The organism is Streptomyces eurythermus, from assembly GCF_014649115.1.
Taxonomy (GTDB): Bacteria; Actinomycetota; Actinomycetes; order Streptomycetales; family Streptomycetaceae; genus Streptomyces; species Streptomyces eurythermus.
Genome location: NZ_BMSK01000001.1, coordinates 48,157 through 68,136 on the forward strand (window position 1 = coordinate 48,157; position 19,980 = coordinate 68,136).

Here is a 19,980-nt window from a genome sequence, read left to right on the forward strand (position 1 = left end):
GAATGCCTCGTAAGGGCCCCGCCCCGAAGCGCCCGGTCATCATCGACCCGGTCTACGGCTCTCCTCTGGTGACCTCCCTGATCAACAAGGTGCTGCTGAACGGCAAGCGCTCCACCGCCGAGCGCATCGTCTACGGCGCCATGGAGGGTCTGCGCGAGAAGACCGGCAACGACCCGGTCATCACGCTCAAGCGCGCTCTCGAGAACATCAAGCCGACCCTCGAGGTCAAGTCCCGCCGTGTCGGTGGCGCCACCTACCAGGTGCCGGTCGAGGTCAAGCCCGGCCGCGCCAACACCCTGGCGCTGCGCTGGCTGGTCGGTTACTCCCGCGCCCGTCGCGAGAAGACCATGACCGAGCGTCTCCTCAACGAGCTTCTCGATGCCTCCAACGGCCTCGGTGCGGCCGTGAAGAAGCGCGAGGACACCCACAAGATGGCCGAGTCCAACAAGGCCTTCGCGCACTACCGCTGGTAGTCGCTACCCACATCGAGACCGAGAGAAGACTGAAGCCTTATGGCTACCACTTCACTTGACCTGGCCAGGGTCCGCAACATCGGGATCATGGCCCACATCGACGCGGGCAAGACGACCACCACCGAGCGGATCCTGTTCTACACCGGTGTGTCTTACAAGATCGGTGAGGTCCACGACGGCGCTGCCACCATGGACTGGATGGAGCAGGAGCAGGAGCGTGGCATCACGATCACCTCTGCTGCCACCACCTGCCACTGGCCGCTGGAGAACGTCGACCACACCATCAACATCATCGACACCCCGGGTCACGTCGACTTCACCGTCGAGGTGGAGCGCTCCCTGCGCGTGCTCGACGGTGCCGTGACGGTGTTCGACGGTGTCGCCGGCGTTGAGCCGCAGTCCGAGACCGTGTGGCGTCAGGCGGACCGCTACGGCGTGCCGCGTATCTGCTTCGTCAACAAGCTCGACCGCACCGGTGCCGAGTTCCACCGCTGTGTCGACATGATCTCCGACCGTCTGGGCGCGCAGCCGCTGGTCATGCAGCTGCCGATCGGTGCCGAGGCGGACTTCAAGGGTGTCGTCGACCTGGTGACGATGAAGGCCTTCGTGTGGTCCGCCGAGGCCACCAAGGGCGAGATGTACGACATCGTCGACATCCCGGACACCCACACCGAGGCTGCCGAGGAATGGCGCGGCAAGCTGCTCGAGGCCGTGGCCGAGAACGACGAAGAGATCATGGAGCTGTACCTGGAGGGCGAGGAGCCTTCCGTGGAGCAGCTGTACGCCGCGATCCGTCGTATCACCATCGCCTCCGGCAAGGGCACCGGCACCACGGTGACCCCGGTGTTCTGCGGTACCGCGTTCAAGAACAAGGGTGTCCAGCCCCTGCTCGACGCGGTCGTGCGCTACCTGCCGTCGCCGGTTGACATCGAGGCCATCGAGGGCCACGCGGTCAACAACGCCGACGAGGTCGTCAAGCGCAAGCCGTCCGACGACGAGCCGCTGTCGGCGCTGGCGTTCAAGATCATGAGCGACCCGCACCTCGGCAAGCTCACCTTCGTCCGCGTGTACTCCGGCCGCCTGGAGTCCGGCACCGCCGTGCTGAACTCCGTCAAGGGCCGCAAGGAGCGCATCGGCAAGATCTACCGCATGCACGCCAACAAGCGTGAGGAGATCGAGTCGGTGGGCGCCGGTGACATCGTCGCCGTCATGGGCCTGAAGCAGACCACCACCGGTGAGACGCTCTGCGACGAGAAGAACCCGGTGATCCTGGAGTCCATGGACTTCCCGGCGCCGGTCATCGAGGTCGCGATCGAGCCCAAGTCCAAGGGTGACCAGGAGAAGCTGGGTGTCGCCATCCAGCGTCTCGCGGAGGAGGACCCCTCCTTCCAGGTGCACACCAACGAGGAGACCGGCCAGACCGTCATCGGCGGTATGGGCGAGCTTCACCTCGAGGTCCTCGTGGACCGCATGAAGCGCGAGTTCAAGGTCGAGGCCAACGTCGGCAAGCCGCAGGTGGCCTACCGCGAGACGATCCGCAAGGCCGTCGAGCGCGTCGACTACACCCACAAGAAGCAGACCGGTGGTACCGGTCAGTTCGCGAAGGTGCAGATCGGCATCGAGCCGCTCGAGGGTGGCGACACCTCGTACGAGTTCGTGAACAAGGTGACCGGTGGCCGTATCCCGAAGGAGTACATCCCTTCGGTGGACGCCGGTGCGCAGGAGGCCATGCAGTTCGGCATCCTCGCCGGCTACGAGATGACCGGTGTCCGTGTCATCCTCCACGACGGTGCCTACCACGAGGTCGACTCCTCCGAGCTCGCCTTCAAGATCGCCGGTTCGCAGGCCTTCAAGGAGGCCGCGCGCAAGGCCAGCCCCGTGCTGCTCGAGCCGATGATGGCCGTCGAGGTCACCACGCCCGAGGACTACATGGGTGAGGTCATCGGCGACATCAACTCCCGCCGTGGCCAGATCCAGGCCATGGAGGAGCGGGCTGGTGCCCGCGTCGTCAAGGGCCTCGTGCCCCTGTCGGAGATGTTCGGCTACGTCGGCGACCTCCGCAGCAAGACGTCGGGTCGCGCAAGCTACTCGATGCAGTTCGACTCCTACGCCGAGGTTCCGCGGAACGTCGCCGAGGAGATCATCGCGAAGGCCAAGGGCGAGTAACGCACCGCGTAAACACGCCGTAGGCTTGACTCCGGAGCCTCCAGGGGCAAACGTCCGCAATCGCTGGTGTTTGCCCCGGGTTCCGGGCCTTTACAGCAAAGATCACCTGGCGCCGATGAAGTAAGGCGTACAGAACCACTCCACAGGAGGACCCCAGTGGCGAAGGCGAAGTTCGAGCGGACTAAGCCGCACGTCAACATCGGCACCATCGGTCACATCGACCACGGTAAGACGACCCTCACGGCCGCCATTACCAAGGTGCTGCACGACGCGTACCCGGACCTGAACGAGGCCACCCCGTTCGACAACATCGACAAGGCGCCCGAGGAGCGTCAGCGCGGTATCACCATCTCCATCGCGCACGTCGAGTACCAGACCGAGGCGCGTCACTACGCCCACGTCGACTGCCCGGGTCACGCGGACTACATCAAGAACATGATCACGGGTGCGGCGCAGATGGACGGCGCCATCCTCGTGGTCGCCGCCACCGACGGCCCGATGCCGCAGACCAAGGAGCACGTGCTCCTGGCCCGCCAGGTCGGCGTTCCGTACATCGTCGTCGCCCTGAACAAGGCCGACATGGTGGACGACGAGGAGATCCTGGAGCTCGTCGAGCTCGAGGTCCGTGAGCTCCTCTCCGAGTACGAGTTCCCCGGCGACGACGTTCCGGTCGTCAAGGTCTCCGCGCTCAAGGCCCTCGAGGGCGAGCAGGAGTGGGTGGACTCCGTCCTCAACCTGATGAAGGCCGTCGACGAGTCGATCCCGCAGCCGGAGCGCGACGTCGACAAGCCGTTCCTCATGCCGATCGAGGACGTCTTCACCATCACCGGTCGCGGTACGGTCGTCACCGGCCGTATCGAGCGTGGTGTCCTCAAGGTCAACGAGAACGTCGACATCATCGGCATCAAGACCGAGAAGACCTCCACCACGGTCACCGGCATCGAGATGTTCCGCAAGCTGCTCGACGAGGGCCAGGCCGGTGAGAACGTCGGTCTGCTCCTCCGTGGCATCAAGCGCGAGGACGTCGAGCGCGGCCAGGTCATCATCAAGCCGGGCTCGGTCACCCCGCACACCGAGTTCGAGGCGCAGGCCTACATCCTGTCCAAGGACGAGGGTGGCCGCCACACGCCGTTCTTCAACAACTACCGTCCGCAGTTCTACTTCCGCACGACGGACGTGACCGGCGTGGTGACCCTCCCCGAGGGCACCGAGATGGTCATGCCGGGTGACAACACCGAGATGAAGGTGGAGCTCATCCAGCCCGTCGCCATGGAAGAGGGCCTGAAGTTCGCCATCCGTGAGGGTGGCCGCACCGTGGGCGCCGGCCAGGTCACCAAGATCGTCAAGTAAGTTCCGCTTGCTCGATGGTCAGCACCTGACCTAAGGGGAGGCCCGTACGACTCCGGTCGTACGGGCCTCTTCTGCTTTTCCGGGGCGTTCACTGCATGTTGGTCAGGGGCGGGTGGTCGTGCGACGCCTCGCACTCGTAGATCTGCATGCAGTACCCGCGGCCGAAGTTCAGCTCGGTCTGCCCGGACGGCCCCTGGAACATCGGCCCGGTGTACCCGGCGTCCTCCAGCGGGCGCCAGCTTCCGCTGCCGCCGTCCCACTCGGCGCCGTCGAAGGTGAGCAGGGGCCGTACCGGCGAGCCGCACTCGGCGCAGGCCATCGGGAACGGGTCGGAGAAGCTCCAGGGCGCGTGCCCGCCCAGCTTGGTGCCCGGGGCCACGGAGAGGTCGTACTGGTAGCACAGCCCGGTGTCCTCCTCCCGGGCGTCCTCCCATGCCTCGATCCGGTCGGCCAGTTCCCCGGGCAGCTCGTGCGGGGCCGGGTACTCCGTGACGGCCTCCGGGTGCAGCACGCAGGGCTCGGGCAGGTAGTCGCGGTCACCGACGACGGCCGGCCGCGCAGGTGCGGTGAGCGGGGCGGTGACGGCGGCGGAGTCGCGCCGGCGCAGCTCGACGCGGGGCAGACATCCGGGGTCGTGGTCGAACGGGCACCACAGCACCTGGAGCAGATCGGTTCCGTCGGGACGGGGCAGTACGGGCACGTCGGCGGCGTACAGCTGGAGCGCCGGCACCAGCGGAAGCGGCCCGTCCACCGGTATCCGCACCCGCTCCCGCCCCCGGTCCACGACGGCCCTCTCCTCCTCCGTCAGCAGCGCGGCGCCCTCCGCGCGGGGCCGGGCCCACGCCTCGCGCAGCACGCGCCGGGCCCGTCGTACGTCGTCGGGGGCCACGCCCCGGTGCCATGGCCCGGTGTGCTCCGGGCACGTCGGCCACGCCTCTCCGGCCGGCCACAGCAGCGGTCCGCCGAGCGAGCTGTCCGCCGGGGTGGGCGCACCGGCCCGGGGGTGCAGCCGTACGGCGGTGCGGGCGAGCGGGGCCAGCTCGGGGAAGGGGACGGTGATGTCCAGGGGGCGCGGGGGAGTCGTACGGGTCATGCCCGGAGGCTAGCGGTCCCCGCCGACACCGCTCCCGGCCTCCCAGGGTGCCCCTCACGGGTCTCGAAACTATTCGGTGCGTACGACCCGTTCCCCGGTGCCGTTGCCTCGCCCACTATTTGTCATGCCGCTGAGCAAATAGCGAGGCACGTGGGACTGGAGGAATCCTGTATGTCGTCTGCGCACGTCAGCCGTAGGACGGTCCTGGGCGGGACGGTTCTGGGCGCCGGGCTGGCCGCCGTGTCGGGACCGGCGGCGGAGGCCGCGGCGGGGGCCGGGGCCGTGTCCGGGGCCGGGGAGGGGCTGCGGGTGACGGACCCGGGGTCGTACATCTCGTTCACCGGTGGGGTGTTCTCCCTGGTGGGCGCGCCGGTGGTGGTCAGCCAGGAGGATCACCCCGGAGTCGTACGGGTCGCAGGGGATCTGCGGGACGACCTCGCGCGGGTGACCGGGGTCCGTCCGGGTACGACGATCGGCCGCTTCCCGGTGCTGGTCGGCACGATCGGCCGCAGCCCGCTGATCGACGGCCTGATCCGGTCCGGCAAGCTCGACGTGTCCGGCGTGCGCGGCAAGTGGGAGACCTCGCTCCAGACCGTCGTGGACCACCCGATGCCCGGCGTGGAGCGGGCGTTCGTCATCGCGGGCAGCGATCCGCGGGGCACGATCTTCGGGGCGTACGACGTCTCGTACGGCATCGGTGTGTCGCCCTGGCACTGGTGGGACGACGTACCGCCGACCCGGCGCAAGCACGTATGGGTGAAGCCCGGCCGTTTCACCCAGGGGACCCCGGCGGTGAAGTACCGGGGCGTCTTCATCAACGACGAGAACCCAGCGCTCGGCACCTGGGCCCCGGCCTACTTCGGCTCCGGAAAGGCACCGGGGTTCCCCAACGGCTTCAACGCCGACTTCTACGCGAAGGTGTTCGAGGTCCTGCTGCGCCTGAAGGGCAACTACCTCTGGCCGGCGGTCTGGGGCCGGGCGTTCGCCGAGGACGACCCGGAGAACCACCGCAGGGCCGCCCAGTACGGGATCGTCATGGGCACCTCCCACGAGGCGCCGATGATGCGCGGCATCGAGGAGTGGAACCGGCACGCGGGCTCGGGGTCCGACCCCTACGGGGGCACGGGTGAGTGGTCGTACCGCCGCAACGCGGACGCGATCCGCGCGTACTGGCGCGCGGGCATCCAGCGCATGGTCGACGAGGGCTTCGAGGGCGTCGTCACCCTCGGCATGCGCGGCAACGGCGACACCAGCCTGCCCGACGGCGACGGCATCGAACTGATGCAGCAGATCATCGCCGACCAGCGGAAGATCATCGAGGAGGTGACCGGGAAACCGGCCGCCGAGACGCCCCAGGTGTGGACCCTCTACAAGGAGGTGCAGCGCTACTGGGACCGGGGCCTGCGCGCCCCCGACGACGTCACCGTGGTCCTCACCGACGACAACTGGGGCAACATCCGCAAGCACCCGGACGGCCCGCGCGCCGGCGGCTTCGGCCTGTACTACCACTTCGACTACGTCGGTGCCGGCCGCAACTACAAGTGGGTCGACACCGCGAACCTCCGCAACGTCTGGGACCAGCTCCACCAGGCGCACGCCTACGGCAACCACGGCCTGTGGGTGGTCAACGTCGGCGACCTGAAGGGCAACGAGCTGCCGACGGAGTTCTTCCTCAGCTACGCCTGGGACCCGGACCGCCTGCCGCTGGAGCGCCTCGGCGAGTGGGAGGAACGGTACGCGCGGCAGAACTTCGGCGAGGCGCAGGCGAAGGAGATCGCGGCGCTGCTCGCGGAGTACGGCCGGCTCCAGGCCCGCCGCAAACCGGAGCTGCTGAACCGCCGTATCACCCTCTCCGGCGACCGGATCGTCTACGACGACCAGCAGACCCCGTACTACTTCGCGCACCGGGAGCTGGAGCGGGTCACCGAGGAGTGGCGCGAGCTGGGCCGGCGCGCCGAACGCGTCGAGCGCCGGCTGCCGGAGCGGCTGCGGGACGCGTGGTACGAACTGGCCGGCTACGAGGTGACGGCGACCGCGAACCTGTACGAGCTGCGGCAGGCGGAGTTCACCAACCTGCTCTACGCGGCGCAGGGCCGGGCCGCGACGAACGACCGCGCGGCCCAGGCGGAAGCGGGCCTCGCCCGGGACTTCGCCCTCGCCGACCGCTTCAACTCCCGTGTGGCGGACGGCAAGTGGAAGGGCTTCCAGACCCAGCCGCACATCGACTACGGCGATGTGGAGCGCTACGGCCCCAACGCGCCCTGGCAGCAGCCGGAGAAGGACAACGTGGCCATACCCGACGTGCTCTTCCCGGCGGTGCGCCGCATCGAGGTGCCGGAGGCGGCGGAGCTGGGCGTGTCGGTGGACGGCGCGGAGGACAAGGGCGAGTGGTGGCCCGGAGGTTCGTCCGGGACGGCGGCCCTCCCGCCCTTCAGCCCGTACCAGACCCGCCCCCGCCAGTACGTGGAGATCTTCAACCGGGGCCGTACCCCCTTCCCCTACGAGGTCTCCGTCTCGGCGCCCTGGCTGCGGGTGGACCGGCCGCGCGGCCGGGTGGAGAAGCAGGTCCGCCTGGAGGTGGAGATCGACTGGTCCCGGGCCCCCAAGGGGCGCGCGGAGGCGACCCTGACGGTGCACGGCGCGGGCGCGTCGGTCCCGGTCCGCTGCGTGGCGGAACGCCCGTCGGGCGTGCGGCCGCGGGGCTTCGTGGAGGCCGGCGGCTACGTGGCGATCGATGCTGAGCACTATGACCGTGCGGTCGGCCAGTGGCGCCGCCTCGACGGCATCGGCCGCACGAGCGCGGGCATGACCCCGTGGCCGGTGACGGCTCCCCGCCAGACCCCGGGAGGCTCCACCCCCCACCTGGAGTACGAGGTGACACTGCTGTCCGCCCCCGGCGAGGTGACGGTGTGGGCGTACCTGTCCCCGCGCAACCCGGCCCTGCCCGGAGTTTCCGGCCTGCGCTACGGCGTCTCCCTGGACGACGGCCCGATCCGCACGGTGGACATCACCGAGGGCGCGGACGACGGCGCGCTGAACACGGTGTGGGCCCGCAACACCTCCGACAACATCAACCGCACGGCCACCCGCCACACGGTGACCTCACCCGGCGTCCACCGCCTGAAGTTGTGGATGGTCGACCCGACGGTGGTGGTCCAGCGACTGCTGATCGACACGGGCGGGCTTCCAGAGCTGTACCTGGGGCCGCTGGAGAGCCGGCGGGTGTAACGGGCGGTGCGGGGAGGGGGCGTTGACGCGGGTGGGGTCTGGCGACCGCACCACCCACGTCGGCCCGCTGCGGGCCCTCGGCGCCACCGTCAACACCGACGGCGCCACGATCACCGTCCGCGGCCCCGCTCCGCTGGCCGCCGCCGACGTGGCCGGGGAGGACATCCGGGCGGCCACCGCCGCGCTGATCGCCGCCCTCGCGGCCGAGGGCACCTCTACGATCCGAGGCATGTACCACCTGCGACGCGGCTACGGCACCCTGCTGCCCAAACTCGTCTCGCTCGGTGCCAAGCTGACGATCGATCAGGAGACGCCGTGACCACCTCGTGGAAGCCCGCCCCGCTCGCCGGCCTGCGTGAGTGCCTGGAGCTGATGACCGCCGACGGGACCGTGCCCGGCGGCGTCATCGCCCACGGCGCCCTCGACGGGGATCCCGGCTTCCTGACGGCGGGGGTCGTCGCACCCGAGTGCGGTGCCGCCCGCCCCGGCCCGGACACCGTGTACGACGTGGCCTCCCTGACCAAGGTGGTCGCCACCTGGCCGCTCATCGGCACCACCGGCATCGACCTCGAAACCCCGGTCCACACCTTCCTGCCCACGGTCGCGGCCGAGGCGCCGGGCGGTCAGGTGACGGTGGGACAGATCCTCGCCCACACCACCGGGCTACGGCCCGACACCCGCCTCGACCAGTACCGGAACCGGACCGAGGACCTGGCCGCCCTGATCTGCGGCGAGGACCTGATCGCCTGCCCCGGCACCGGGCACCGCTACATCAACCGCGGGTTCATCCTCGCCGGCCTCCTCCTCGCCCAGGTCACCGGCCGTCGTCTGGACGAGCTGGCCGCCGACCTGTGGGCCCGGCTCGGTATGACCAACACCGTCTACGGGCCGGTCGGCCGATCCAGCCGGGTCGCGCCGACCGAACGGCGGCTCGCCGGGGCCCCACGGCTGTGGGGGATCCCGCATGACGACAACGCGGCCCTGCTGGGCGGTGTCGCCGGACACGCGGGCGTCTTCACCACCGCCGCCGACCTGGCCACCTACGCGACCGCCCTGCTGGCCGGGCACCGCGACGGCAACGAGCTGGGCCGCTGGCTGGCCCGCAGCATGGTCCCGCAGGCCGCGATCGAGCCGGGCCTGGACCGGGGCCTGGCCTGGATCCTCACCGGCGACGGCCGGGTGGCCTACCACCACGGCTTCACCGGCACCAGCCTCTACCTGTCCCCGGCCACCGGCCGCTATCTGGTGATCTGCACCAACGCGGTCTACCACCACCAGGACAACCGCACCCGCCTGGCGCCCCTGCGGGACCTCGCCCTCAAGGCGATCACCACCGAACCCTAGGGAGCAACCGGCCGTGGCTCCGACCACGCTGGCACCCCTGACCTCCCTGCGGCAACGACCAGGCGGACCGGCCGGGACTGGTACTCCACTTCCGGCTCACGTCCGGACTGCCTTCATGGCTTCTTCGAGAACGGCGCTCAGTTCTCTCAGGGCGTCCTGCGCGACGACGGGGTCCTCGTGTTCCAGGTTCGATTGCGCGAGGGCGTGGCGAGAGGAGAGGTCGGGGCGGCGGGCGATCTCGATGTCTCTGGCCCACATGAGGACCCAGCTCCGCACCGGGCTCAGGGACTGCCGTTCGACCGCCTTGGCGAAGGCGTCGTCCTTCGTGGCCCGCATCTCCTCAAGGCGGCCGGGCGCCACGACGGCGAGGGCCGCGCGCAGGGCGTCGGGAGTCGGCGCGGGGCGGGGGAGCAGTTCGTGTCCGTGGTCGGCTCGCGTGCTCATGTCGTCCGGTCGTAGAGCGGCAGGCCCTGGGTCGGGATCGTCCAGTCGGCGATCGTCACGTCCTCGCCGTAGACGAAGTCCTTCCGGGTGGCGTAGCGCGGGCCGGAAGGGGTGGGGTGGATGTCCGTGAAGACGGCACCGGTGCCGGTGCGCGGATCGAAGACCGCGTAGACGGGGATGCCCATCAGGGCGTAGTCGCGGACCTTCCCCACCCAGTCGTTGTCCGGGTTCGAGCGGGAGACGATCTCGATGGCGGCGAGGACGGTACGGGGGTCGATGGAGCCTTCGGTATCGAGGTCTTCCCAGGCGATCACCATGACGTCGGGGTGTCGCAGGATTGCCTCGCGCTCGTCCTCCACGTCCGGTGTGCCGTTGTGGGCCAGCAACTCGTTCGGCATGACCTTCTCCAGGCGCCTGCGGAGAAGCAGCCGGGTCAGCTCGTGGTGGCCGTTGGGCGAGACCGGGTCGTGGACGATTCCCTCCCTGGTGATCTCGAACTTGCCGGGGAGGGTGTCGTCCATCGAGGGGAGGGCATCGCGCATGGCTCGATAGCGGTTGGGCGGCACCTTCATGCTCTACGCGGCCTCCAGCACGTTGGTTCGGCAGTCGCGGCAGTGGCCGGGGCCCGGGGAGCGGAAGGCTCGGTCGCAGGTCTCGCAGGTCTGGAGGGGGTGGCGGACCGGTGGGGGTGGCTCGGGGGTGCGGTACGGGGGAAGTGGGGGGAGGCCCGTCGTCAGGCGGTGGGCCAGCAGGGCGGCCGGGCGGGTCAGGGGGGCCGGTGGGAGGTTGGTGGTCAGGGCCTCGCGTACCGCCGTGGGGGACACGTCGCGTTCCAGCCAGGCCGCGACCCCGGGCGCCAGGTGTTCGGCCTCCGTGGCGGAGAGGAGCAGGCGGGGGTCCCTGCGGCGTAGGCCGGCCAGGACGTCCGTGGCCGAGCGGAGTAGTTCCGGGGAGGGGTACGCGGGCTTCGGTACCGCCGGGAGGGCCGTACGGCGGGGTTGTTGCCGACGCCGGGGGGCGGGTGGTTCCTCGGCGCGGCGGCCGGGCTGGTTGCAGGAGATCGTGCGGGTGATGATCCGGCCGCCGGGGACCCGCGTGCGTTCCCTGCGCAGGTAGCCGTGGGTCTCCAGCTCCCGCAGCGCCGCCGCGATGCGGACCGCGCCCTCGGGGAACCGGGCGGCCAGGGTCTTGATGTCGACGTGGGCACCCGGTGGCAGCGACTGGATGTGGCACGCCAGGCCGATCGCGAGCAGGGACAACTCCGCGTGCTGGACGAGGTGGTTGCCGATCACCGTGAAGCGGGTGGTGTGGCGGGTGTGGTCGTGGACGAGTCCGCCGGTGTGAGGGCCCCGGTTCGGGTGGTTGTTGGCGGTAACTCGGGACTGGGCGCGCGCAGGCGCGCTAGGGTGCTGAGCATCCATCAGGAAGATTGGACCTTCCTCGGTGGTCAGGCCCTCGCATTGGGATCGCTACTCCCGGCGAGGGCCGTCGCATGTCTGCGGTGGTGTTGCGCTGAGCGTAGGGCAGACAACCAGCCCCAAATCCAGCCAAGTTGGTGATGTTCACCCTCCTGAGTGAGTTTGCTCCGTGGGCGGGAGGGGTGGGGCTTGGTGGGGTTCTTTCACCTCGGTGTTCCTTGGGTAGTGGCCGCACGCGCCACCGGAGCACGGTCCGCCGGGTCCCGGTGGGGGAGGGTCACCTCGGCCCACACCGTCTTGCGCGGGCGACGGCCCACGGCTACGCCCCACTTGTCGGCCAGCGCCTCCACGAGGAGCAGTCCGCGCCCGGCCTCCCCGTCCTCGCTGGGGGGTCGTAGCCGGGGGAAGCGGTCGTCGCGGGTGTCGGTGACCTCGATACGGAGCGTGTGGCCGACGACGTAGATCAGGAGCTGGAAGTCCCGGCCGGGTACGCGACCGTGCGTGACGGCGTTCGCGGCCAGCTCGGCGACGATCTGTGTCACCTGCTCCACCGGCAGCCCCCACGACCGCAGATGCTGTTCGGCGAGCAGCCGGGCGAGTCGGGCACCGCGGGGTGTGGGGGACAGCCGGATGTCGAAGGTGGGGATGTGGCCGGTGAGGTGGTTTTCAGGGGCACCCATTTCTTGGTTCACATCACAGAGCGTGGCGAAGCCTGCTTCCTTAAGGGAGTGACAACGCCTGTACGTACAGTCACTGTCTCCTGTTTTGTCTCGGCTGTCTCGGCTGTCCCGGGCGTTGTACGGGTACGACTGCGCGCCGAAGGAGGAGCCATGGGTGAGGGTGTGGACGAGGCCGGCTGGGACGTCGAGCCGGGCGACGAGATCGAGCCGGTGGTCCAGGCGGTGGGCCGACTGCTCAAGGTCTGCCGGCAGTCGGCGGGGGTGAGTATCACCGAGCTGGCGGAGGCCGTGGGCTACGGCGAGGACATGATCCGCAAGATCGAACGCGGGGTACGCATCCCCAGGCCGGAGTTCCTGGACAGCGCGGACACGTTCCTGAAGGCACAGGGGCATCTACGGGCGTTCCGGGAGGACATGAGGAAGGCCCGGTATCCGAAGAAGGTACGGGCGTTGGCGGAGCTGGAGGGGCGGGCGGTGGAAATGATGTTCTACAGCAACCACAACATCCACGGCCTGCTGCAGATCCCGGAGTACGCCCGAGCCTTGTTCGAGATGAGGCAGCCCCCGCTCAGCGAAGACATCGTGGAGAGGGAGACTGCTGCTCGTATGGCACGCAAGTCCGTCTTCGAGCGCGAGCCCGCCCCGGCACTCAGCTTCGTCCTGGAGCAAGTGGCGCTCGAACGTCCCTACGGTGGAAAGATGGTGCTACGCAAACAACTCGAATACCTCTTGGAGGTAGCTGAGTTGAGGAATGTCACGCTTCAGGTCATGCCGACCGACTGTGAGGAGAACCCCGGTGCTTCGGGGCTGGTCGAGGTGCTGAAGTTCGCTGATGGCACGGCGATCGGGCGCTCCGATGGTGCGTTCAACGGACGCCCGGTCTCGAACCCCAAAGACCTCCGGATCCTCGAACTGCGCTGTGGCATGATCCGGTCGCAGGCTCTCCCGCCGAGGAAGTCGCGGGACTTCATCGAGAAAGCGTTGGGCAGACTATGAGCACCGTGGAACTGCACTGGTTCAAGAGCAGCTACAGCAGCAGCAACGAGGCCGGGGACTGCGTCGAGGCGGCTCTCACCTGGTTCAAGAGCAGCTACAGCAGCAGCGCCGAACCCGGTGACTGCCTCGAAGTCGCCCCCACCCCCTCCACCATCCACGTCCGCGACTCCAAGAACACCGAGGGCCCCTGCCTCACCGTCGCCCCGGCCGTCTGGGCCGACTTCGTGGCCTTCGCTTCGCGCGGCTGACCGAGGCAAACGCTGGGAGAACTATGAGCACCCCGGAACTCCGCTGGTTCAAGAGCAGCTACAGCGACAGCAGCAACGGACACGACTGCATCGAGGTAGCCCTCTCCTGGTTCAAGAGCAGCTACAGCAGCAGCGCAGAAGCCGGTGACTGCCTCGAAGTCGCCCCCACCCCCTCCACCATCCACGTCCGCGACTCCAAGAACACCGAGGGCCCCTGCCTCACCGTCGCCCCGGTCGCCTGGGCCGACTTCGTGACCTTCGCTTCGCGCGGCTGACCGGGGCAAACGCTGAGGGACGGGCCTCGGTCAGCCGATGCCTTCGACTATGCGGAAGTCGCGCTCGACGCCGTCGGCGAGGGCGGCCAGCGCCTCCTGGTAGGCCGCGCTCTCGCGCGTCGCGACGGCCTGCTCGAAGCTGTCGAACTCGACCAGGACGGTGCGTTCGGCGATCCCGGCGTCGTACGCCTCGACCCGACCGCCGAGGACGAAGGTCCGACCGCCCCCGGCCTCGACGGCCAGGCGGGCGAGCTTGTTGTAGGCGGCCAGCTTCTCAGGGTCCGAAATGGTGCGGTAGACGCTGACCCAGTAGCCCTTGGGCATGGAACCTCCAGTGTGAGGACGAGTACATCCGACTTACGGGTTGGTCTCGGGGAAGCGTCGGCGGGCGAGAGCGAGGCTCGTCAACGTCGTGATCGCCATGGCGCCGAGGCCGGCCAGTGCCGCGGTGGTGTAGGCGCTGTCGTCGGGGAAGAGGCGGCCGGGGCCGGTGCCCGCGGCGAGGATCAGGCCGCCGATGGCGCTGCCCAGGGAGTACCCGACGCTGCGGACGACGTAGTTGAAGCTCATGGCGCTCGACGTCTCGCTCTTGGGGGTGACGGCCAGGATCACGCCGGGCATCGCGGCCGAGAAGCCGCCGACGCCGAGGCCGAGCACGCCCATCGCCGTGAACAGTTCGGCCAGGTTCGACCGGGCCGCCGCGAACAGGGCGAACCCGCCGCCGACCACGACGGCGCTGCCGGCCAGGAGCAGGGGGCCGGTGATCCGCGTCCGGAGCCGCGGCGTGAGCTTTCCGGCGACGAACCCCAGCACCGAGAACGGGACGAGGACCAGTCCGGCGACGAAGGTCGTCAGCCCGAAGCCGTAGCCGGCGCCGGGCGGCGTCTGTGCGTACCGGGTGATGAGCGTCAGCAGGAGGTACATGCCGATCCCGCCGACGAACATGGCGAGGTTCGCCCCGGCGACCGCCGGGTGCCGCACCGCCCGCACACCGACCAGGGGCGTCTTGCCGCGCAGCTCGATGACGGTCCAGACGCAGAGCAGCACCACGGCGACGACGGCGAGGCCCGCCGCCACGGCGAGGTGCCGGGTCCACAGGTTCCGTTCGCCGGCGAGGAGCAGCACCAGGAGCAGCGCGGCGGCCAGGACGACCGCGCCGGGGACGTCCACGTGGGCGGAGCGGCCTTCGGGGGCTTCGGGCATGGCGCGCCACGCGGTCAGGAGGGCGGCGGCGGTGACGGCCAGGCCGAGGCCGTAGGCGGCCCGTACCCCGCCGAACTCGGCGAGCAGTGCGGCCAGCGGGTAGCCGACGCCGGCCCCGATGATCGACACCACCGAGATCAGGGCGATCACGGCCGCGCCGCGCTCCTCGGGGAGGTGGTCCCGGGCCACGCCCATCATCAGCGCCGTCAGTCCGAGCCCGACGCCCTGGGCCGCCCGGCCGGCCAGCAGCCACGCGAACGGCAGCGGCAGCACGGTGAGTGCGCTGCCGGCGACGACCACCGCCAGCGTGACGAGGATCGTGGCCCGCCGGTGCGGACCGGCTCCGAGCCGGCCCAGGACCGGTGTGGCGACGGCGCCGCTGAGCAGTGCGACGGTCAGCGTCCACTGCGCGCTGCCGAGCGAGACGTGGAACGAGGTCGCCACGCTGGTGATGAGCGGCGTCCCGAGGCTGCCGACCGCCGCCACGACCAGAGCGATGAACATCAGGGCGGGGACCAGTAGCCGCGCCTCGGAACGCGCCACCGGTAACGCCTTCACCGCGCCCCCGCCGGCCGGCTGCCCGGTCACCGCTTCGGCCCTTCGCGGTCCTGGCTCTCGAGCTCTGCCAGATGCTCCAGCGCCGGAAGGGCCGCCGCCAGCGCCTCGACCTCGTCGCCGGTGAGCTTGCCGATCAACCGCTCGAACGCCTGGACGCCCGCCTGGCGCCGCGTCCGGACATAGGAGGCGCCGGCCTCGGTCAGACACACCAGCTTGACCCGCTTGTCGGACGCGTCGTCCCGCCGCTCGACCAGGCCGGACTCCTCCAGCACCCGGACCAGGGCGGTCATCGCTGGCTGGGTGACGCCCTCGACCACGGCCAGATCGGTGACGCGCCGCGGGCCCGTCCGTTCCAGGGTGGCCAGGGTGGCGGCGGACGTCAGGCTCATGTCCCGGGGCAGGCGTCTCGCGGCCCTGGTGGCCAGGCCGTAGAGGGCCGACCCGATGGCGGCGGACGCGTCAGGAGCGGTGTCATGACGACTCATGGGAGAAGCATAACCTCTTTATATTCACAGTCTATGGAAATGGTCGTCTGGTGCCGGCTCCACGGGCTGCGCTCGGGGGCCGAGGGCGGGCGCCCGTAAGGGAAGCGTCAAAGCCGCATATCAACACCCCAGTACGACAAGCCGCTTGTTAGTGTGACGAGAGCACGCCAGAGGGGCACACGGGGGTGGACAGCGTGGCAGGCAGTGACACGGGAGCGGGCGGGGGACGGCCGGACCTCGCCTCGTCGCCCGCCGAGAAGACGGCCGCGGCGAACAAGCTTCAGAGCGAGATCGGGCCGGACACCAAGACGGCGGGCCAGTGGGCGGACGAGGAGACGAACGCCGCGGTGAAGGCGTTCGACGCGAAGGACGGGCACGGCTGGCTCACGTCCGGTGCCCTGAAGAAGGCGCACGCCACCTGGGGCGAGCAGGTCAAGAATCTGCTGAACCGGCTGGCGGGGGACGAGGCGGCCCTTCGCGACAACGCCAGGGCGCTGAGCGGGACGGACCTGCTGGTGGGTGGTACGGCGCGCCAGGTCTCGGTGTTCGACATGTACTCGCCGCCGCCGCGCTGACGCGCGGCTGAGCCTTCTCACACCGGCACCAGAAGCAACGGGGACCCATGCCGACCTATCACGAGATCCTGACGACCGACCTGTCCGCGCTCACCACGGCCGCCGAACGCTGGGACGGCATGGCGAAGGAACTGCACAAGCAGGAGACGGCCTACCGGGACGACGTACACGGGATCACCCTGCGCCCGACCTTCCTGGGGGAGAGCCAGCAGGCCGCCAACGCGCGCTTCGGCATCAGGATCACGGAGTACCAGAGCGCCCAGACGGAGGCCAAGGCGATCGCCTCGCTCCTCCGTGACGCGCACGCCCAGTTCACGGACCTGCGCAAGCGGCTGGAGTCGGCACGGGACGACGCGATCGCCGCCGGCATGAAGGTGTCGGACCAGGGAGTCGTTTCGCTGGACGAAGGCAAACTCAGCGCCCGGGACCGCCAGTTGCTCGGGACGGACACGGACTACGCGGGCCGGGTCCGCAAGTCCGTCGACTCCTGGCAGGCCCACATCGACCAGTGCGTGAAGGACGTGGAGGACGCCGACAAGGGCGTCGAGCTGGCCCTCACCGCCGTCGTCAAAGGCCCCGGCATGGGCGACGGCGCGGTCCCCGGGTTCAACGGCAAGGCGCAGGGCGACATCGAGAAGTACGAGGCCCAGGAGGCGGACGACATCGCGCGGCGCGTCGCCGACGGCGAGAAGGTCTCCGCGGCCGACCTCGCCGAACTACAGCGCGCCTTCCGGGACAACGAGGGCGACAAGGCGTTCAGCCAGACCTTCCTGGAGGGTCTCGGGCCGGACGGGACGATCAAGTTCACCAACGAGCTGAACGATCTCGCCCACTCGTCCGACAAAGGCCACAAGAACGTGTACGTGGACCTACAGGGCGGGCTGGCCGACACGGTCGCCAAGGCCACACAGGTGCCGCAGTCGGTCGCGGACATGCCCCCGGGATCCCCGAAGTTCCAGGCATGGCTCGACAGCGCCGACGGCGCCTTCTACCGCCGGTGGACGGAGGGCCTGGAGAAGTACGGCACCAAGAACTACGGCTCGAAGACCAACCCTCTGTACGGCTACCAGTCGTTCGTCGGCATGATGCAGCACGGTCGCGCCACGTACGACGACCAGTTCCTGTACCAGATGGGCGACGACCTGATAGCCGCCGAGAAGAAGCACCCCGGCCTCTTCACCGAGTGGGGACCCGGCCACGACGGCATCCGCGCCGACGCCCTCGACGGATTCCTCGCCGTCATGAGCAGGAATCCCGACGCGGCCACGGCCTTCTTCGACACGAAAGGCAACGGGCAGGGCGCCGACCACGTCGGGAACGACCACCTGCACTACCTCCTCGGCAGCGGAGACGGCACGCGCGAGTGGCCGAAACACGTGTTCACCGGGGTCTCCGTCACGCAGATGGACGACCCGCTCAGCCGTTACGGGCTCGCCCTGGCGCTCGAAGCCGCGGCCACCGGGCATCCTCCGCTCGTCGGCAACCAGGAACCGTGGCCGGAGATGAAGCACGACGAGGCCCAGACCCGGGTGATGCACGACATCATCAAGGAACTGGCCCCGACGTCGGGCACGGACGCGGACGTGAAGACGAACCTGCGGCAGCCACTGGCCAACGCGATCGCCGAGTACGGATCGGACACGCACCGGATCCTCGCCGGAGTGGACATCGACTACATCCGCAACGCGGGCGGGGCCGGATACTTCGACAAGGACGGCTCGACCCACCTGGCCGTCGATCCCAAGAGCCTCGTCCAGGTACTGCGCGGCATGTCCGAGGACCCGACCGCGTACTCGACGCTGGAGAAGGCGGAGCTGCGCCACATCGGCAACGAACTGGGCGCCATGCCGGAGGGCGCCGCCCACGGTGACATCGACGAGAGGCTGGAGAACCTGGGCAGCGGTCTGGGGGCCTACACCGCCATCAAGGAAGACGTCCTCAACGACGAGCGCATGGACAAGTACGCCGAGGCGGACTGGAAGATGAAGGCGGCCTACCACTTCGCCGGCGGAGCGGTCACCCCCCTCTACTTCACCACCGGCGGGGTCTCCATCGCGTACGGTGACGCCTTGCAGCGCGGTGTCGACACTCTGACCTGGGAACTCGGGAACTCCATGAAGTCGGAGGCCGACGCCACCGCCAATGCCGCCATCGCCGACAAGTACCTCAACGCGAACCAGGAGCTCGCGTACATGATCGACGGATGGGCGCAGGGGCGTACGGACATCGACACCACCACGCCCGAAGGGCAGCGCAAGGCGGCCGATTTCACCACCAACATGCTCCAGGGTCATGATCGAGGGTCCGGCACGGCTGCCAAATACCTCACGGACACCACCAACTGACCCCGCCATGATGTCGCTATCCGTACCCGGAGGAAGTTCGTGAGCACCACGCCCCAGCGCCGACCAGTACGTCTCGCGGTGGGTGCCGTGGTGCTCTGCCTGGCGCTGGCCGCCGGCGTCGTCCTGTGGCTCACCCGCTCCTCGGACCAGGGCACCGACTACTGCGGGAAGCTGAGCGAGGACAAGCGCGTCGTCACCGCCCTCGGTTCCGCCCAGCGGCAGGACCCGGACTGTGCCCGGCTCGGCCGTGCCATTCGGCAGGCCACGACCGGGGACAAAGCCGGTGAGCACTCGCTGCGGCAGGCTCAGGCCATGAAGAACGTCCTGATCGCCGTGGACGACGTCACCCGGGACGGTGAGGGCACACTCGACCCCGCCCTCGCGGTACCCCTCGCCGAGGCGCTCTCGGACTACATGCCCGACTACGTGAAGATCACGGCTCCGGGCCAGGTGGAGTACGTGCGCCGTGCCGGTGACTCCGTACCGCCCTGGAGCGACGACCAAGGCGTGCACATGTCCGTGTTCCCGCTGACGCTTCTCCACGTCACACGGCAACTCGCGGACCACCCGGCGGCCTACGCCCAGCTGCGGGCCTCGGCCACCCGGGAGATCGCCGAGGAGTTCGCCGGGGTACCGCGGGGCGCCGGGCACGAGCGGTTCGAGGCGGCGGCCGGCGGCGCCGGGTACGTACTGGGCGCGCTGGACGCCGTCGCCGAGGACGTCCGCGAGGACCTGGGGGAGGACGGCCGGCGGGACTGGCGGGCCGATGTGTTCGCCCGGCTGACGAAGGACGCCTCCGCACCGCCCTCGTACCAGGACGACCCCTCCGGACACATCGTGAAGGTGTGGGACGGGAAGCTGCGGGGCGGCGGCCAGGACAAGCTGCTCGCCACCCTGGAAACGCAGAGCGGTGAGATGGTGCGCGCCTGGGGCGAGGGCGCGGCCCTCGACTCCCGGCTGCGGGCCTCGCTCCTGAAGAAGGCCCGGGACGTCTCTGCCCTGGGCCTGCACGAGACCGCACGCAACCTGGGCTGACACGCGGCGCGGGCAGGCAGAGCGAAGAAGGGCAACGTGGCATCAGCGTCGTCGCGGCGAACGC

Annotated in this window: 20 protein-coding genes; 12 read left to right on the top strand and 8 right to left on the bottom strand. The window is 69.6% G+C overall.

The features are described from left to right. The first annotated feature begins 2 nt into the window (after positions 1–2). The 3 genes from rpsG to tuf all read left to right on the top strand — a co-directional run bounded on the left by rpsG (position 3) and on the right by tuf (position 3,989). A complete protein-coding gene (rpsG, locus tag IE251_RS00255) occupies positions 3–473 on the top strand; it encodes a 30S ribosomal protein S7 (protein ID WP_003998848.1) in 471 nt (156 codons plus the stop codon). Positions 474–512: 39 nt separating this feature from the next. Beyond that, complete coding sequence (gene fusA / locus IE251_RS00260; RefSeq protein WP_189750896.1) at positions 513–2,639, top strand: elongation factor G; 2,127 nt, start codon at positions 513–515, stop codon at positions 2,637–2,639. A 156-nt stretch (positions 2,640–2,795) separates the two neighbouring features. Next, complete coding sequence (gene tuf / locus IE251_RS00265) at positions 2,796–3,989, top strand: elongation factor Tu (protein ID WP_030601270.1); 1,194 nt, start codon at positions 2,796–2,798, stop codon at positions 3,987–3,989. Positions 3,990–4,077: 88 nt separating this feature from the next. Here tuf and IE251_RS00270 read toward each other — a convergent pair whose 3' ends face one another. After that, positions 4,078–5,082 (bottom strand): hypothetical protein, encoded by a 1,005-nt coding sequence (locus IE251_RS00270; protein WP_189750897.1) that lies wholly within the window; start codon positions 5,080–5,082, stop codon positions 4,078–4,080. A gap of 171 nt (positions 5,083–5,253) precedes the next feature. Here IE251_RS00270 and IE251_RS00275 point away from each other — a divergent pair, with 171 nt between their 5' ends. From IE251_RS00275 to IE251_RS00285, 3 genes are read left to right on the top strand one after another with little or no spacing between them, the layout of a single operon-like run. Beyond that, the gene (locus tag IE251_RS00275; protein ID WP_189750898.1) at positions 5,254–8,310 is read left to right on the top strand and encodes a glycosyl hydrolase 115 family protein; all 3,057 of its coding nucleotides are present in this window, start codon (positions 5,254–5,256) and stop codon (positions 8,308–8,310) included. A gap of 31 nt (positions 8,311–8,341) precedes the next feature. Then, complete coding sequence (locus IE251_RS00280; RefSeq protein ID WP_200692153.1) at positions 8,342–8,629, top strand: carboxyvinyltransferase; 288 nt, start codon at positions 8,342–8,344, stop codon at positions 8,627–8,629. Continuing rightward, entirely contained in the window at positions 8,626–9,654 is a 1,029-nt protein-coding gene (locus IE251_RS00285) for a serine hydrolase domain-containing protein (RefSeq protein WP_229896513.1), read from the top strand. Before IE251_RS00280 ends, IE251_RS00285 begins: the two co-directional genes overlap by 4 nt. 96 nt (positions 9,655–9,750) lie before the next feature. Here IE251_RS00285 and IE251_RS00290 read toward each other — a convergent pair whose 3' ends face one another. The 4 genes from IE251_RS00290 to IE251_RS00305 all read right to left on the bottom strand — a co-directional run bounded on the left by IE251_RS00290 (position 9,751) and on the right by IE251_RS00305 (position 12,196). After that, positions 9,751–10,098 carry a hypothetical protein gene (locus IE251_RS00290; protein ID WP_189750900.1) on the bottom strand — a complete coding sequence of 116 codons (348 nt, stop codon included), beginning with the start codon at positions 10,096–10,098 and terminating at the stop codon, positions 9,751–9,753. Continuing rightward, on the bottom strand, positions 10,095–10,640 hold the full coding sequence (locus tag IE251_RS00295) for a Uma2 family endonuclease (protein WP_234470244.1): 546 nt from the start codon (positions 10,638–10,640) through the stop codon (positions 10,095–10,097). The genes IE251_RS00290 and IE251_RS00295 overlap by 4 nt, the downstream gene beginning before the upstream one ends. A gap of 33 nt (positions 10,641–10,673) precedes the next feature. Next, positions 10,674–11,519: a helix-turn-helix domain-containing protein gene (locus tag IE251_RS00300; RefSeq protein WP_189750902.1), complete on the bottom strand. Its 846-nt coding sequence runs from the start codon at positions 11,517–11,519 to the stop codon at positions 10,674–10,676. Between the two features lie 200 nt (positions 11,520–11,719). Further along, on the bottom strand, positions 11,720–12,196 hold the full coding sequence (locus IE251_RS00305) for an ATP-binding protein (protein ID WP_200692266.1): 477 nt from the start codon (positions 12,194–12,196) through the stop codon (positions 11,720–11,722). 150 nt (positions 12,197–12,346) lie between these two features. Here IE251_RS00305 and IE251_RS00310 point away from each other — a divergent pair, with 150 nt between their 5' ends. Genes IE251_RS00310 through IE251_RS00320 form a run of 3 tightly spaced genes read left to right on the top strand, consistent with a single transcriptional unit; the run spans position 12,347 to position 13,715 of the window. Continuing rightward, the gene (locus IE251_RS00310) at positions 12,347–13,192 is read left to right on the top strand and encodes a helix-turn-helix domain-containing protein (RefSeq protein ID WP_189750903.1); all 846 of its coding nucleotides are present in this window, start codon (positions 12,347–12,349) and stop codon (positions 13,190–13,192) included. Next, positions 13,189–13,440 (top strand): DUF397 domain-containing protein, encoded by a 252-nt coding sequence (locus IE251_RS00315; RefSeq protein WP_189750904.1) that lies wholly within the window; start codon positions 13,189–13,191, stop codon positions 13,438–13,440. Before IE251_RS00310 ends, IE251_RS00315 begins: the two co-directional genes overlap by 4 nt. Positions 13,441–13,463: 23 nt before the next feature. Further along, positions 13,464–13,715 (top strand): DUF397 domain-containing protein, encoded by a 252-nt coding sequence (locus IE251_RS00320; protein WP_189750905.1) that lies wholly within the window; start codon positions 13,464–13,466, stop codon positions 13,713–13,715. 30 nt (positions 13,716–13,745) lie between these two features. On the opposite strand, the gene IE251_RS00325 is transcribed toward IE251_RS00320, so the two are convergent. The 3 genes from IE251_RS00325 to IE251_RS00335 are packed head-to-tail and all read right to left on the bottom strand — an operon-like array spanning position 13,746 to position 15,961. Then, a complete protein-coding gene (locus IE251_RS00325; protein ID WP_189750906.1) occupies positions 13,746–14,039 on the bottom strand; it encodes a DUF1330 domain-containing protein in 294 nt (97 codons plus the stop codon). Positions 14,040–14,072: 33 nt separating this feature from the next. Next, positions 14,073–15,506 (bottom strand): MFS transporter, encoded by a 1,434-nt coding sequence (locus IE251_RS00330; protein WP_189750907.1) that lies wholly within the window; start codon positions 15,504–15,506, stop codon positions 14,073–14,075. Then, on the bottom strand, positions 15,503–15,961 hold the full coding sequence (locus tag IE251_RS00335) for a MarR family winged helix-turn-helix transcriptional regulator (protein WP_229896515.1): 459 nt from the start codon (positions 15,959–15,961) through the stop codon (positions 15,503–15,505). The genes IE251_RS00330 and IE251_RS00335 overlap by 4 nt, the downstream gene beginning before the upstream one ends. A 194-nt stretch (positions 15,962–16,155) precedes the next feature. Between IE251_RS00335 and IE251_RS00340 the strand changes: the two genes are divergently transcribed. From IE251_RS00340 to IE251_RS00350, 3 genes are read left to right on the top strand one after another with little or no spacing between them, the layout of a single operon-like run. After that, positions 16,156–16,536 carry a hypothetical protein gene (locus IE251_RS00340; protein ID WP_189750908.1) on the top strand — a complete coding sequence of 127 codons (381 nt, stop codon included), beginning with the start codon at positions 16,156–16,158 and terminating at the stop codon, positions 16,534–16,536. A 47-nt stretch (positions 16,537–16,583) separates the two neighbouring features. Continuing rightward, a complete protein-coding gene (locus IE251_RS00345; protein WP_189750909.1) occupies positions 16,584–18,881 on the top strand; it encodes a hypothetical protein in 2,298 nt (765 codons plus the stop codon). Positions 18,882–18,920: 39 nt separating this feature from the next. Beyond that, the gene (locus tag IE251_RS00350; RefSeq protein WP_189750910.1) at positions 18,921–19,916 is read left to right on the top strand and encodes a hypothetical protein; all 996 of its coding nucleotides are present in this window, start codon (positions 18,921–18,923) and stop codon (positions 19,914–19,916) included. The last annotated feature ends 64 nt before the right edge of the window (positions 19,917–19,980 follow it).